14 protein-coding genes and 1 pseudogene are annotated in these 15,793 nt (G+C 40.7%); 12 read left to right on the top strand and 3 right to left on the bottom strand.

Translation table 11 applies throughout. The features are described 5' to 3' along the window. Positions 1–186 precede the first annotated feature (186 nt). Positions 187–1,728, bottom strand: a pseudogene (locus DSM08_RS04380) (IS1182 family transposase); the annotation flags it as partial. 135 nt (positions 1,729–1,863) lie between these two features. Beyond that, positions 1,864–2,370 (bottom strand): cupin domain-containing protein, encoded by a 507-nt coding sequence (locus tag DSM08_RS04385; RefSeq protein WP_149525016.1) that lies wholly within the window; start codon positions 2,368–2,370, stop codon positions 1,864–1,866. Positions 2,371–2,482: 112 nt separating this feature from the next. Between DSM08_RS04385 and DSM08_RS04390 the strand changes: the two genes are divergently transcribed. From DSM08_RS04390 to DSM08_RS04435, 10 genes are all read left to right on the top strand, one after another. Then, the gene (locus tag DSM08_RS04390; RefSeq protein ID WP_149525017.1) at positions 2,483–4,699 is read left to right on the top strand and encodes a helix-turn-helix domain-containing protein; all 2,217 of its coding nucleotides are present in this window, start codon (positions 2,483–2,485) and stop codon (positions 4,697–4,699) included. Between the two features lie 40 nt (positions 4,700–4,739). Beyond that, positions 4,740–4,967 (top strand): AtpZ/AtpI family protein, encoded by a 228-nt coding sequence (locus DSM08_RS04395; protein WP_246172455.1) that lies wholly within the window; start codon positions 4,740–4,742, stop codon positions 4,965–4,967. Further along, complete coding sequence (locus DSM08_RS04400) at positions 4,960–5,364, top strand: hypothetical protein (RefSeq protein WP_149525018.1); 405 nt, start codon at positions 4,960–4,962, stop codon at positions 5,362–5,364. The genes DSM08_RS04395 and DSM08_RS04400 overlap by 8 nt, the downstream gene beginning before the upstream one ends. Positions 5,365–5,452: 88 nt before the next feature. Beyond that, a complete protein-coding gene (atpB, locus tag DSM08_RS04405; RefSeq protein WP_149525019.1) occupies positions 5,453–6,541 on the top strand; it encodes a F0F1 ATP synthase subunit A in 1,089 nt (362 codons plus the stop codon). A 38-nt stretch (positions 6,542–6,579) separates the two neighbouring features. Beyond that, a complete protein-coding gene (gene atpE / locus DSM08_RS04410; RefSeq protein WP_099367593.1) occupies positions 6,580–6,771 on the top strand; it encodes an ATP synthase F0 subunit C in 192 nt (63 codons plus the stop codon). A 102-nt stretch (positions 6,772–6,873) separates the two neighbouring features. Then, the gene (locus tag DSM08_RS04415; protein ID WP_149525021.1) at positions 6,874–7,374 is read left to right on the top strand and encodes a F0F1 ATP synthase subunit B; all 501 of its coding nucleotides are present in this window, start codon (positions 6,874–6,876) and stop codon (positions 7,372–7,374) included. A gap of 26 nt (positions 7,375–7,400) precedes the next feature. Beyond that, complete coding sequence (locus DSM08_RS04420) at positions 7,401–7,943, top strand: F0F1 ATP synthase subunit delta (protein ID WP_149525022.1); 543 nt, start codon at positions 7,401–7,403, stop codon at positions 7,941–7,943. A gap of 56 nt (positions 7,944–7,999) precedes the next feature. Next, positions 8,000–9,574: a F0F1 ATP synthase subunit alpha gene (atpA, locus tag DSM08_RS04425; RefSeq protein WP_149525023.1), complete on the top strand. Its 1,575-nt coding sequence runs from the start codon at positions 8,000–8,002 to the stop codon at positions 9,572–9,574. Positions 9,575–9,681: 107 nt separating this feature from the next. After that, a complete protein-coding gene (gene atpG / locus DSM08_RS04430) occupies positions 9,682–10,560 on the top strand; it encodes an ATP synthase F1 subunit gamma (protein ID WP_149525024.1) in 879 nt (292 codons plus the stop codon). 416 nt (positions 10,561–10,976) lie between these two features. Then, complete coding sequence (locus DSM08_RS04435; RefSeq protein ID WP_246172457.1) at positions 10,977–11,657, top strand: sterol desaturase family protein; 681 nt, start codon at positions 10,977–10,979, stop codon at positions 11,655–11,657. Between the two features lie 124 nt (positions 11,658–11,781). Here the strand turns inward: DSM08_RS04435 and DSM08_RS04440 are convergent, their stop codons facing one another. Next, on the bottom strand, positions 11,782–12,828 hold the full coding sequence (locus DSM08_RS04440; protein WP_149525025.1) for a 3-oxoacyl-ACP synthase III family protein: 1,047 nt from the start codon (positions 12,826–12,828) through the stop codon (positions 11,782–11,784). 68 nt (positions 12,829–12,896) lie between these two features. Here DSM08_RS04440 and DSM08_RS04445 point away from each other — a divergent pair, with 68 nt between their 5' ends. Both DSM08_RS04445 and DSM08_RS04450 read left to right on the top strand, forming a co-directional pair. Further along, positions 12,897–13,178, top strand: a complete 282-nt coding sequence (locus DSM08_RS04445; protein ID WP_149525026.1) for an ATP-dependent Clp protease adaptor ClpS — start codon at positions 12,897–12,899, stop codon at positions 13,176–13,178. Positions 13,179–13,273: 95 nt separating this feature from the next. Further along, on the top strand, positions 13,274–15,760 hold the full coding sequence (locus DSM08_RS04450) for a TonB-dependent receptor domain-containing protein (protein WP_149525027.1): 2,487 nt from the start codon (positions 13,274–13,276) through the stop codon (positions 15,758–15,760). Positions 15,761–15,793 lie beyond the last annotated feature (33 nt).

Consider the following 15,793-nt stretch of genomic DNA (forward strand, 5'->3'; position numbering starts at 1 on the left):
ATATTGGGATTTTTGGGTACAAAAAAGAAGGTGTCTAAAAAGGCACCTTCTTCTGTTTTATAGCTTTTGCGATTTCATTACTGTTTTCATTTTTGAGTTTTAAGCAGTAAGTCGATATTTTATGGTTTTAACGCTCCTGACTCGAATTTTTATTGTATATAGTGTTTTATCGCTATAACCATTCCCAAAGAAGACATCGTTTGCCCACTTTTTCGCCCATTTTCTGAGGTTATGGGCAATGGCCATCAATCCGAACTCCACAGCGACTTTCTCCAGTCCTTTCATTGTGAACCGGGTAAACCTGTTGTTGCTTTTCATCTGACCGAAAACGGATTCCACTTCTATGGGGCGCTTGCTTCGATGGTACATTCCCTCTTCCGATACCAGCCTTTCCCGGGCTTTATCCTTGAGCTGATTGAGTCTATGGTTCACTTCAATGAGCCGATCGCCTTTAGCTTTATGACACCCACTGCGCATCGGGCAGCCTTCGCATCGCTGAGCCTGATAACAGCTGACCTGGGCTGTGTATCCGTTGGCACTAACTCTGGTTGCATGACCGATAAAGCTGAGCTTCTGTCCTGCGGGACATACATAATAGTCATCTTGCTGGTTGTAATACAGATTCTGTACCGAGAAAGGATCCTGTTTATGCTTGCGCTTCTGTTCCACATGAAAGTAATTGTACTTGACAAAGGCAGTTATGCCCTGTTTTTCCATCAATTCATAGTTCTGCTCGCTACCATAACCCGCGTCTGCTACAAGCTGTTCGCTTTGTTTTCCGTAATGGCACTCAAAGCCTTCCAAATGTTCCGGCAGGGTTGTGGTGTCGGCAGTTGTTTGATGGATGCTGTAATGGGTGATGAACTGATCTTCGGTGCTGATTTGGGCATTATAGGCTGGCTTAAGCTGGCCATTCTTCATGTGGTCCTCTTTCATCCGCATAAACACAGCATCGGTATCGGTCTTGCTATAACTATTGCGATCTCCCAGTACTTCCAGTTGCTCTTCATATTTCTCTAGTCGAGGTAAATAGTCCTCTTCAAGTTTCTTAAGTTGCTTATCAGTAGATTTATTGGCTCCTTTGAACTTGGCATTGATCGCTTCGATCTTTTCCTTCAACTGACTGCTATCGATGGCCTTGCTAACTTCTTGATTACCTAATGAAGATTGGTCTTGGGCGATCTGAGCCTCGATTTCCGAAAGAACCGAAGCAATGTTTGCTTCTAACTTTACCTTATTCTTCTCGACCGATTTCTTCCAAACGAACGTATAACGACCAGCGACAGACTCGATCTTGGTACCATCTACATATTGAACTTTCAAGCTAACATACTCCATATCATGTAGCATACGAACGATACTGGCAAACAGCTCTTGTATCTGTCCTTTAAGACGCTTTCCTCTGAAATAATTGATCGTACGATAATCAGGTGTACTGTTCCCTGAAAGCCACATGAAATGGATGTTCTCGTGAAGGGCCTGCTCGATTTTTCGGCAAGAATAGATATTGCTTAAATAGGCGTAGAACAGCACCTTAATGAGCATTCTAGGGTGAAAACTAGTGGTGCCTCCGCCTTTATACTGACGGATAATAGGTTCAAGATCCAACTGATCAACAACCTGACTCACCAAACGAACCGGATGATTCATTGGAATACGATCTAAAATATTCTCAGGAAATAGACTCGGACTATTGGATGGAAGCGCTTTGAATTGTATGTTTGCCATATTGTTTTTTTGGGTGCACCTTAAGATACAAAATCTTAAGGACAAAAAAACAGAAAAACCCCGCCATTTTTTAATGACGGGGTTCTTTCTTTAAGAGACCTTTTTAGACAGCCTCTTTCTTTCGAATACCGTTTATTATTCTCCGCGGCCGAAATCGTCCTGCACGCGTACAATATCTTCTTCATCCGATGGATTTCCTGCATCCGTATGTTGCCAGATTTCAGCAACTACGCCATAGGACTCCATACCTACCAATCGGTGTCTTTCACCTTGACTTAGGCGGATAGAATCGCCTTCTTTCAAGATTTTTAATTCATGTTCTTCATCGTTCGGGCTTGTTACTACGCCTACTTCGCCGCGAATGACGCGCCAAATTTCTGCTCTACGATGATGATACTGCCAAGAAAGACGTTTGTTCGGTCCAACAATAAGAATCTTTGGGCTCAATTTGCCAGAGATCTTTAAATCTTGAACGTCAAGTCCTTCGAAGTATGCATTGGCAAACTCCTGTGCTTGCTCCTCATTGATAACAAAGAAACCACCCCACGGTCTGTTTTGATCAACATTCTCAATCTTAAAGCCTTTCTCGGTCAACTTTGTTTCAACCTCTTGGAACAAATCATTTTTATCAATATATGCCATGGTTATTTACGTTTACATGGTGAAGATAATATAACTTTTGAATTAATACAAGCATATTTCGAAAGTCCTTCGCCCGAATTGACGTATATTTGTCTTCGTAATTTTACTTGCTATGTCTCAGAGTTTCGATACCGATAATGATGTTTTTGCCCAAGCTGTTGCTTTCGTCAATCAGACGCAACAACCTATATTTTTAACAGGAAAGGCCGGTACTGGTAAAACCACCTTCTTGAAGTTTATTCGTGAAAATAGCTACAAGAAGATGGCTGTTACGGCGCCAACAGGTGTGGCGGCAATGAATGCGGGTGGCACTACGCTACATGCATTGTTTTGGCTGCCTTTTGGTGTTTTTATTGAGGATTATCCTCTGCAATGGGGTGAAACAGATCAATTTATCTACAACAAGCATCGTTTATTCAGCACAATCAAGCTAACGAAACAGCGTCGAGCTATTCTTCAAGAGCTGGAGTTGTTGGTTATCGATGAGGTGTCGATGGTACGCGCAGATACGCTGGATGCGATCGACGTCATACTAAAGAACGTTCGTCGGGATATGCGCCCCTTTGGTGGTGTGCAAGTCCTGTTTATTGGCGACTTATATCAGCTTCCGCCGGTGGTGCAGGACAGAGAATGGCAGGTTCTGAGAGATTACTACAGCAGTATGTTTTTCTTCGATGCTAAGGTATTCAAGCAACATCCGCCGATATTGATCGAGTTAAAAAAGATTTATAGACAACAGGACGATGCCTTTATTCGTGTGTTGAATAGCATTAGAAATAATGAGACGAGCGCTGAAGAACTGGAAGAACTGAATGCACACTATAAACCGGATTTTGTTCCGGAAAAAGACGAGCAATACATTACGCTGACTTCGCATAATCGCCTAGCTGATCAAATAAATCAGGAAAAGCTGATGAGCTTGGATACGAAGCTACATCAGATAAAGTCGCTGATTAAGGATGATTTTGGTCAGTCGATGTTTCCTGCCGACGAGAATCTGAGTTTGCGTATCGGTGCACAGGTAATGTTCATTAAAAACGACACAGGGGAGGATAGACGATACTATAACGGAAAGATCGGTACGGTTAAGGATATTAATTTAGATAAGCATCAGGTAATCGTTTCTTTTCCAAATGATGAGGAAGATGTCGTGGTGAAGCGGGAGACTTGGGAGAATATTCGGTATTCCTACAACAAAGGGGATGATAAGATTGAAGAAGAAGTATTAGGTACCTTTTCGCAATTCCCTTTGCGGTTGGCTTGGGCAATCACGATTCATAAGAGCCAAGGATTGACGTTTGAGAAGGCTATCGTTGATGCAGGGACTTCTTTCGCGGCAGGGCAGGTCTATGTAGCCTTGAGTAGACTGACGGGCTTAGAGGGCTTAGTTTTGCGTTCTAAGATTTCTCCATTTGCTATTCGCACCGATCATCAGGTGGTGAACTTTATGAAGCAAATGGCCGCTATGGGTAATCTAGACGAGATCCTGCAGAAGAGCAGGCAGAATTATCTAGGTCAAATCCTTTTGCATTCTTTCCGCTGGCATCAATTGACGGATGAATTCGAGAAACTTGTGGAAGAGTATCGCGACAAGAAGATGGAACAGAAGGAGGAGGCTATTACGGTATTAACGGGCATTTTAGACGCACTGAAAAAACAAGAGCAGGTGGCGAATAAATTTATGACTCAACTGCATGGACTATTGAGCAAACGAGAGGAAATTGATTACGACCTGATCTGCGATCGTTCTAAGGCTGCGGTGAATTGGTTTTTGCCAACCTTTGAAAAGGAGTGCCTTCAGGCTTTGGAAGCTCATTTAGAAGCTTGGAAGGTCAAGAAGCGCACGAAGAAGTATGTGACTTTGTTGAAGGGATTGTTGTTAGATTTCAAACGTAAGTTTGAGCAACTGAAACACAGCTTGACGATTGCGGAGGCATTGACCAAGTCGAATGACCAAGTTTCGGAGGAATTGTTGACTTGGGCGAAGCCAAAGGATGATCTTCCCAAAGAGTCGGAGAATGAGAAGGAAAAGGATACTAAGTCGATTACCTTAGAGATGTTTCAGGATGGGATGGAGATTGCGGAAATTGCGGAGAAACGCAATATGGTCGTAGGCACTATTTATGGGCATTTAATCAATTTCATGGGTACCGACCTGGAAGCGACCGACCTGATGACGGAAAAGGAGCTAACACAGATTGTTACACTGATAGAAAAGAACCCCGAGGCGACAACATTGGAGCTGAAGACCATGTTAGGGCCTGATGTGGATTACCCGGCAATTCGGATAGCACAAAGACACGTGGAAATATTGGCAGAGAAGCCATAGCGTAGGTATAAATAATTATATTTGCTGAAATCGAATACCTTTGAAAGAAGAAAAATCAAACAAGAAAGTAAATAAGTGGTTGGTTTTCACGAGTATGCCTTTTCAAATGGGCGTGACTATTTATGCTTTCTATTGGGTTGGGACTTGGCTAGATGGTAAATATCAAGTTGAGGGAGAGTGGTGGATGAAGGGATTGACGATGCTGGGTGTGTTGGTTTCGATGTACCAATTTATTAGACAGGTAAACTATATCAATAAAAATGAATAAAATTTTCGAATTCTTAATCTACTTGGTTGTTCTGACGGGTATTGCCTATGGGCTGCATTATTTTATCCTTAAGATTAATGATCAAGATCATTGGTGGATTGGAACAGACTATAGCTTGGCGAGCATGTATACCTTTGGTGCGGTGTCTTCTTTAGTGATGATTTTATTCCTTTATGGCGCCGAATATGCGATGCCAAAACAATTGGGTTTTGTGTTCCTTGGAGCCATGTTGTTGAAGTCTGTAGCGAGCTATATTTTTATTCATTCTGGCCTAGATTTATTGGAGAATAATTTCATCGAGTTGAATTTCTTAGGCGTATTCTTTTTATACCTCTTTTTCGACGTCTACATTGCATTTCGTCTACTTAATACGGAAGGTCGCAATGTGGAAAAGTAAATTTTCAAAAAGTTTTCATAAATGTGAACTAATGCCAAATAAAATTGTATTTTTGCGCAAAATTTGTCATAATTCAACACTAGTTAAAATGGTGAGTCTTAGAAGAGTACTTTTATTTATCGCAGTATTATTTATCGCTGTAAGCCCATTTCGCTCGTTCGCTGCTGAGGAAGCACACGGAACTGAGGGAAAAACAAAAGACCAAGAAATCAAAGAACACATTGATCATCACTTACAGGATGATTACTATTGGACGTTCTTCGTGGATAAAGAAGCGAACAAGCATTATGGCTTCGCTCTTCCTGTAATTTTGATTGACAACGGTCTTCATGTGTTTTCAGCTGCTGAATTTGAACATGGCGATAAAGTAGTTGAAAAGGCTGGAAATTATTACAAACTATACCACGGTAAAATCTATAAAACTGATGCTGCCGGCACGATTACCTATGATGATAAGCATCATGCAACGAATGAAAAACCATTAGACTTCTCGATTACGAAGAATGTTTTAGGTTTAATGTTGACAGCAGTGTTGTTGTTCATTGGTTTCATCGGTTTAGCAAAAACTTATAAAAACGGTGCTAACGCTATCCCTAAAGGTTTCGCACGTGTATTAGAGCCGCTAGTGCTTTACGTTCGTGACGAGATGGCAATCCCTAACATCGGTCACCGCTACAAAGAATTTATGCCGTACTTACTTTCGGTATTCTTCTTAATATTCACTTTAAACTTATTAGGATTGACTCCACTTGGATTCAACGTAACAGGTAATATCTCCATCACATTGTGTTTAGCTTTATTCACGTTCGTAATCACTACGTTCAAAGCGAATAAAGACTATTGGAAACACATCTTCTGGATGCCTGGTGTACCGGTTCCTTTTAAATTCGTATTAGCTCCTATTGAGGTTCTAGGTATGTTTACTAAGCCTTTCTCGTTGATGCTACGTTTGTTTGCAAACATTACAGCGGGTCACTCTGTAGTAATGGGATTAATTGCAATCGTTTACTTATTCCAACATCAATTAACTATCCCTGGAAGTATCGGTGTATCGATGGTATTGACATTGATCTTATTCTTCCTAGAGTTATTGGTTGCATTTTTACAGGCGTTTATCTTTACCATGTTGTCGTCCCTATTTATCGGTATGGCAGTAGAGGAACACGCTCATCACTAGTAGAATTTTTTTGTTAAATTATATAAATAATAATTATTATGATCCCAAATTTAGTAGGTGCAGGTTTAATCGTAATTGGTGCAGGTTTAGGTTTAGGTAAAATCGGTGGTTCTGCAATGGAAGCTATCGCTCGTCAACCAGAAGCAGCATCAAAAATTCAAACTGCAATGATCATCATCGGTGCCCTTGTTGAAGGTTTAGCATTCGGTGCTTTAATCTTAGGTAAATAAGCCCCAAGATTTGAAAAAAATAAGCATAACTTGTAACGGTTGGTTGCAAGTTATGTTTTAACAAAAAAAAGAACTTAAAATCTATATTTTATACATACATAAATGGACGCATTAATTAATCAGTTTTCGTACGGTCTGTTCTTCTGGCAATTGATCATCTTATTGATCGTTATCTTTATCCTAGGTAAGTTTGCTTGGAAACCTATTGTAAACGCTTTAGAAGAGCGCGAAAAAGGTATTTCTGATGCTTTAGCTTCTGCTGAGAAAGCGAAGTTAGAGATGGCGCGTTTAACGAACGAGAATGAGGCTTTATTAAAGCAAGCTCGTGAGGAACGTGATATCATCTTGAAAGAAGCAAAAGAATTGAAAGATAAGATTGTTGCTGAAGCGAAAGAAGTAGCTCAAGCAGAAGGTGGTAAAATCATCGAGCAAGCAAAACGTGAGATCGAAGACCAAAAACAAAAAGCTTTAGCTGAGGTTAAAAATCAAGTGTCTGCATTATCTTTGGATATTGCTCGTAAAGTATTAAGCAAAGAGTTTGAAGATCAAAACAAACAAGAAGCATTAGTTTCTGATTTGTTGAAAGATGTGAAATTAAACTAATTGCTTACCAAATTAAGAATTAACGTATGTCAGTTTTCAAAGTAGCTTCAAGATATGCCAAATCATTAATTGATTTGTCAAAAGAGCATAACAACTTAGACGAGATTAAGGGCGACATGGAAGAAATCGTGTCGATCATTAAATCGAGTACCGAGTTGCAAGCTGTTTTAAAGAACCCAATTATCAAAACAGATAAGAAATTGGCGATCTTGAACGCATTATTCCAAGGTAAGGTGAAGCCAGAGATTATTGGTTTCTTCAATATCATGGTGAAAAAAGGACGTGCTGAATTGGTATTTGCTACTGCGCAGGAGTTCATCGCTGAGTACAACGAGGTGAAGGGCATTGTGAAAGCAGAAGTTACGTCAGCAGCTCCGCTATCGGAAGATAATTTACAAGCTTTGCGTACTGCTATCGCTCAACAAATCAATAAAGAGGTAATCTTGTCTAACAAGGTTGATAAGTCTTTAATTGGTGGTTTTGTTGTTCGCGTTGGTGATAGACAAATTGATGCAAGCATCAACGGTAAATTAGAGAAATTAGAAAGACATTTCGCAGGGCAGAATTAATCGGCCTAGCGAGACAAGAAATAATAGAATAAAAACCCCTTATACGAATTTAAACAATGATAGAGGTAAGACCAGATGAAGTTTCGGCAATTCTAAGAGAGCAATTGTCAGGCTTTAAGTCAGAAGCCGAATTAGAAGAAGTGGGTACCGTATTACAAGTAGGTGACGGTATTGCACGTATTTACGGCTTAACAAAAGTTCAATCAGGTGAGTTGGTTGAGTTTGCAAACGGATTACAAGGTATCGTGATGAACTTAGAAGAAGACAACGTGGGTGTCGTAATCTTAGGTTCTTCAGATGAAATCAAAGAAGGTGATACTATCAAACGTACTAACCGTATCGCATCTATTAAAGTAGGTGAAGGTATGTTAGGCCGTGTAGTAAATACTTTAGGTCAGCCAATCGATGGTAAAGGACCTATCGCTGGTGAAACATACGAAATGCCTATCGAGCGTAAAGCGCCAGGTGTTATCTACCGTCAACCAGTAACTGAGCCATTACAAACTGGTATCAAAGCGATTGACGCGATGATTCCAATTGGTCGTGGACAGCGTGAGTTAGTAATCGGTGACCGTCAGACAGGTAAAACTGCGGTATGTATCGATACTATCTTGAACCAAAAAGAATTTTATGATGCTGGTCAACCAGTATTCTGTATATATGTTGCTGTAGGTCAAAAGAACTCTACAGTTGCTAACATCGTACGTACATTGGAAGAAAGAGGTGCAATGCCTTATACAGTGATCGTGTCTGCATCTGCGGCTGATCCAGCTCCAATGCAGTTCTACGCGCCAATGGCGGGTGCTGCAATCGGTGAGTTCTTCCGTGATACAGGTCGTCCTGCATTAATCGTTTATGATGATTTATCTAAACAAGCAGTGGCGTACCGTGAGGTGTCATTATTATTAAAACGTCCTCCAGGCCGTGAGGCATACCCAGGAGACGTATTCTACCTTCACTCTCGTTTATTAGAGCGTGCTGCGAAAATCAACTCTTCAGATGAGATTGCTCGTAACATGAACGACCTTCCTGAGTCTATCAAACACTTAGTTAAAGGTGGAGGTTCATTAACAGCTCTTCCTATTATCGAAACTCAAGCGGGTGACGTATCAGCTTATATCCCGACTAACGTAATTTCGATTACTGACGGTCAGATCTTCTTAGAGTCTAACTTATTCAACGCAGGTATCCGTCCAGCGATCAACGTAGGTATTTCGGTATCACGTGTTGGTGGTAATGCGCAGATCAAGTCGATGAAGAAAGTTGCTGGTACATTGAAATTGGATCAAGCTCAATACCGTGAGCTAGAGGCTTTCGCGAAATTCGGATCTGATCTAGACGCGGCTACTAAAGCGGTGTTAGATAAAGGTGTTCGTAACGTGGAAATCCTTAAACAAGGTCAATACTCACCAGTAGCTGTAGAGAAACAAGTTGCTATTATTTACGCAGGTACAAAAGGTTTATTACGTGCTGTTCCAGTAAATAAAGTAAGACAATTCGAAGAGGAGTTCTTAACTCAATTGGAGCAACGTCATCCAGAAGTATTATCAGCGTTAAAAGCAGGTAAGTTCTCCGATGAGTTGACTGATGTATTAGAAAAAGTAGCTAAAGAATTAGCTTCTAAATATTAATTAGACATTAGAGTATAGACATTAGATCATAGAGTAGGATGGGTGATTTATTCTTAATGGATAGTTCACTCATCTGAAATCTAAGATCCTATATCTAAAAAAGAAATATGGCAAACTTAAAAGAAGTTAGAAATCGTATTACCTCCGTAACATCAACTCAGCAGATTACGAAAGCTATGAAAATGGTTTCCGCTGCGAAGTTGAAGCGTGCGACAAATGCTATTGTGCAATTGCGTCCTTATGCTAACAAGTTAAGAGACATTTTAGCGCAGGTTTCAGCATCTGTAGAGGGTAATAATTCGCCTTATACACAAGATCGTATTCCTACTAAGGTTATGGTTATTGTGGTTACCTCGAATAGAGGTTTGGCTGGAGCATTCAACGCGAATGCCATTAAGACTGCCAACAACTTGATCGCTGATAAGTATGCAGATCAATTTGCAAGAGGTGATGTTAGTATTATCGCTATCGGTAAGAGAGGTCATGATTTCTTTAGCAGACGTAACTTTAATGTAATTGGGAACCATAATGAACTATTCAACAACTTAGACTTTGAAAACGTGTCTAAAGTGACAGAATATGTTATGGATCAATTCAAGGAAGGTAATATCGACCGCGTAGAGGTTGTTTATAACCAATTCCGCAATGCTGCCGTTCAAATCCTTACTTCAGAGCAAATCTTACCTCTGCTACCTGAAGAAAAAGAAGAGAATGTTGCAGAACTTGATTACATTATCGAGCCTTCTAAAGAGAAGATTATTGAAGAGCTAATTCCTAAAGCAATTAAGATTCAGCTTTACAAAGCTGTTCTAGATTCTAATGCTTCAGAACATGGTGCTCGTATGACTGCAATGGATAAAGCAACTGAAAACGCAGGTGATCTATTGCGTTCATTGAAATTGTCATACAACCAAGCTCGTCAAGCTGCTATTACTACCGAGTTAACAGAGATTGTTTCGGGTGCTGCAGCGCTATCAAACGGATAAGCAAAACAAATATTTGTATAAGGAAAGCCGCTGACTTAGTCAGCGGCTTTTTTGGTGTTTAGATTTTAGATGTTAGATATAAGACATTAGACTGTGAATATTCACAACATTCATCCTTTATTAGTTAAGAATCGAAATTTGTTATAAAACTTTAGATTCCACTCTAATATTCCTTGCAATCTTCCTCTCACCGATAACTAACCGCCGAATACATGCCGCAATACTCTAATATCTAACATCTGATATCTAAAATCTAACTCTATTTCTGACTTTTATCTAAAAATTGTCAAAATATCAGCTAATTTAAGAGCGCCGAACCATTTTTAAGTACATTTGTTCTAATTCAATTAGGCTAGCCGAACGCTATTGCGGCTAGATTATTAACTATTAGGGTTTACTTTTTTAATAGATGTGCTATGGCGAAGAAGTTATATGTTTCCAATTCTACGGAATCCTCACGAATGTTTAAGAACGATTTTTTGGAGTCCTTAACCAAAGTCCACTTTACTGTTCCAATTATCTTTTGGATACCGGTTATCATCTATTTTATATGGAAAGCGTCAGCTCAAGGAGGGATGACGGCGGGAGCCATAGCCTTGTGGTTTATCTTCGGACTAGCTTTCTGGACGTTAGCAGAATATGTTCTTCATCGTTGGGTATTTCATTACGAACCTACTTCAAAGTTCGGTCAACGTGTTCACTTCATCTTCCACGGCGTACATCATGACTTTCCGAAGGATAGATTGCGTCTAGTTATGCCATTATCAGCCAGTATTCCAATGGCTACTATTATTTATATTCTATTTAGTTTTTTCTTTGCCGAGTTTACCTTGGCGGCGTTCTTTGCTGGATTTCTCTTAGGATACTTGATTTATGACGAGAGCCATTATGCGATGCATCATGCAAATTTCAAATCCGGACTCTTTAAGAGAATAAAGGACCACCATATGTTACATCATTACTCAGATCCTGAAAAGGGATTTGGCGTAAGTTCGTCGATTTGGGATGTGTTTTTTAATTCGGGATTTCCTAAGAAGAAATCAGCGAAGAGCGTAAAGACTGAAAAGCTTTCCCAAGAGTCAGTAGAGAATGCATAAAAAGAGGGGGCTATCGATTTCGATAGCCCCCTCTTTTTTTCTAAAAGTGTTTGTTTTCAGAAGCCATCAAGAACTTTCATCCCTGTTGGTGTTTCAATGAAAACATGAAAGTTTTATTGGGTTATTACCAGCGAATTAAAGCTGATCCCCAAGTAAATCCAGCACCGAAAGCTGCTAAACATACGAGGTCGCCCTCTTTAATTTTCCCCTGTTCCCATGCCTCACAAAGTGCGATTGGAACCGATGCAGCTGTAGTATTACCGTATTTCTGGATATTGTTGAAGATCTTCTCATCCGGTAATCCCATTGTCTTTTGTACAAATTGGGAGATACGGAGGTTTGCCTGATGCGGAATCAACATATCGATGTCGGTCGGTTTCAAGCTATTCTTTGCTAATGCTTCTCCAATAACTTCAGGGAATTTCACCACCGCTTTTTTGAATACCGCTTGTCCGTCCATGTAAGGGAATGCAGAACCATCCTCTAACATTTCTTTCGTCATCAACATACCGCCCAACTCTTGCTCTGGCCATGCTGGAGGATTTTCCAAATAACAGCCCGCAGAAGCTCCAGGATAATACATCGCTAGTTTCTCTGCTTCCGCACCGTCGGAGTGAAGATGTGTACTTAGGATGCCTTTTCCAGGTTCTGTAGTCGGTTGTAACACGACCGCACCAGCACCGTCTCCGAAGATAACAGATACTGCACGTCCGCGCGTTGAAAAATCCAGTGCGAAGGAATGCTTCTCAGATCCTACCACAAGAATATTCTTGTACATACCGGTTTTAATAAACTGATCGGCAATAGATAGTGCATATACGAAGCCAGAACATTGATTTCTGACATCCAATGCACCGACTTCTTTCATTCCCATCTCTCTTTGTAACAAAACGCCACATCCAGGGAAGTAATAATCAGGAGATAATGTTGCGAAAATAATAAAATCGATTTCCTCAGCAGTTGTATTTGCCCGCTCGATCGCAATTTTAGAAGCCTCAACTGCCATGCTCGTTGTAGTCTCCCCAACGCGGTCGGCAAATCGTCTTTCTTTGATACCCGTACGTTCCTGGATCCATTCATCAGAGGTCTCCATAAAACGTGTCATATCGTTATTGGTATATACATTCTTAGGGACATAGTAGCCTAGTCCAGCTATTTTTGATTGAAACATAGGGTCTTTATTAGTAAACAGTTCGCCAAAATTAAGGAATTATTTGAAAAATAAGCTATTTTTGCATTATGAGCGTAGAGGTAGAAACCGAGGCATTTACACTTGAAGAAATACTAGCCGTAACCAAGGAGTCCAATCGATTGATTTTATGGAACGATGATATCAATACCTTCGATCATGTGATCGAATGTTTGATGCATTATCTGCAATATGGCGAAGAAGAAGCGGCAAGAATAGCTTGGACGGTTCATACCAAAGGAAAATGCGCCATTCTCGAAGGCTCCTATACAGAAATGGAAGTTTATCGAAAGATCTTAAAGTCTGAGGGACTTACCGTTAGCATTGAGTAAGGGGCTAAGACACACGTAATAATGCAGTTACGATAGGCTCAGTTCCCCCTTTATTGTGCAATTTTGCATCTTATCACTAGAAACGAAGATATTGCATGCAGAAGAATCATCTACTCCTCATCCTATTCCTATTTCCATTTATTTTATTTGCTCAGAAAGGTATTATCCGTGGAACTGTTTATGAACAAGATGGAACAACATTAGCCATTGGTGCTAGTGTCAATCTAATTCCTGCGGCCGCGCAGGGTGCTCAAAAAGGTCAGCAAACAAGCAATGCTGGAACATTCAGATTTGAAGACCTAACGGCAGGAACCTATCGTATACAAATAAGTTTTCTTGGACATGAAACCTACAACAGAGGTAGTATCAGCATTACAGCGAACCAGGATTTCAATATTGGAAAGATCACGCTTTTGGAAAATGGTAAGCAGATTGAAGAAGTCGTAGTTCAAGGAAGGGTGCCGGATTTGCAGATCGGAATCGACAAAAAGGTATTCGATGTATCCCAAAGTACAATCAGCATTGGAGGAAGTGCGCAAGAATTGTTGGGCAATGTGCCAACCTTGCAGGTCGAATCTGACGGTGCGATCAGTCTTCGTGGTTCAACCTCGGTACGTATTTTAGTCGATGGCAAGGAGTCTGCAATGGCAGGTTCTGACATCAACGCCTTCTTACAGTCTCTGCCGGCTGAGGCTATTGATAAGGTGGAGATTATCACCAACCCGTCTGCGCGCTATGACGCCGAAGGACAATCGGGTATTGTTAATATCATCCTAAAGAAAAATGCACGATTGGGACTGAACGGTTCGGTAAATGCTTCTGTAGGAAACTATGAAAATGCAAACGGTGGTGTTACATTAAACTACAGACCGGGTAAGGTGAATTACTTTGGTAGTTACAATTTTGCCAGGAGAAACTCAATGGGCGATGGTTTCAATGATAATACAGAATATATAAACGGACAGGTTACGGATTTAAGTCCGCGCACGCGTAGCGAAGATGAGAGCTCCAGATTAGGCTACAACCACACTATCCGTTTGGGGTCTGACTATTATATCAATGATAAAAACTCACTAAGTATTGCTGGAAACTTCAGTATCCGCGATAATGAACGCGGCCGTAAAATCAATTATCAATATTGGAACATTCCTGAATACGGAGCAAGCAGTTATAGAAACGCGATGCAGGAAGAGCAGGATTTCGGAGTTGATGCACAATTAGACTATAAGCGTACTTTTAAACGTGAAGGCGAAGAGTTGATGGCGAACGTGTCATTCGGTTATGACACGGAAGACGGGACAAACGATTTCCACCAAACCTATGCAAGCGGCATCGCTGATTTAAGACGTCAGAATACCACTTCTGAGCTTGGCAGAAACTGGAACTTCCAATTAGATTATACGCTCCCATTAGGCGAGGATCATAAGTTTGAAGCTGGATACCGTTCGATATTGCGCTATGCTGATGAAAGCCAGTATTCCGAATTACTGGATACTCTTACGAATGAATTTGCGACAGATTTTTCTGTTACGAATGATTTCGATATGAGCAGTGCTGTACATGCGCTGTATGCCAATTATCAGCGTAAATTGACCGACCGATTAGGAGCGCAACTAGGTTTGCGCGCCGAACAGGCTTATTTAAATACCAGTATCTATTCTTTCGATGAAGATGCGCCTACGGTACCTATCCGTGCTGATGGAAAACTAGATTATTTCCGTTTATATCCAAGTGTATTCTTGAGTTATGGAGTTGGCGAAGCAAAGACCGACAAAATCCAGTTAAGCTATTCACGTCGCGTACAACGCCCGAGAGGTTGGCAGGTGAATCCATTTATCAACATGTCGGACGAGCAGAACTTCATGCAAGGAAATCCTAACCTATTGCCGGAGGATATCCATGCCATGGAGTTAGGTTTCTCTAAATTCTATGAGAAATGGAATTTCGTAGCTTCTGCTTTCTATCGTCGTGTAAATGATGAAGTACAACCGGTATTGTACGATCCATCAATGATTTCGGAGATCGTCGGTGACCGCACAAACGTGAATTATTCAAAATGGGAAAATGCTTCCGATATGGATGTCGCCGGTTTCGAGTTGATCTCCAAGGTCAATATTTTTAGCTGGTGGGATGTTACAGGAAACTTAAACTTATCTTCTATCAAATTCAATCCTAAACCAGGATTGGGATTAAACGAGCGTGAGTCCTTCAACTGGAATGGAAACTTGACTACCAACGTGAAATTTACGCCTACTTTTTCTGCACAAGTTCGCGGAGATTATCGCAGCGGCATGAAAACCATGCAAGGGCAGATGGAACCGATGAAAGGGGTGGATGTAGCGCTTAAGAAAGACATCTTAAAGAATAAAGGTACCTTAAGCTTGAACGCAAGAGACGTGTTCAATACACGTAAATTTGAAATGAAAAACTATCTAGCCGATCGTCAAATGCATTTTTCACACCGTTGGATGCGTAGAATGGTGACTCTTTCATTCTCTTACCGTTTCGGTATTCAAGACCTAAACAAGAAAGAGAGAAGAGAGCAAAACGATATGGGCGACATGGAAGGACAGCAATTTTAAACCTTGCATTTACGATTTGTTTCACTAAATTTA

It is taken from the genome of Sphingobacterium hotanense, from assembly GCF_008274825.1.
In the GTDB taxonomy this organism is placed as follows: domain Bacteria; phylum Bacteroidota; class Bacteroidia; order Sphingobacteriales; family Sphingobacteriaceae; genus Sphingobacterium; species Sphingobacterium hotanense.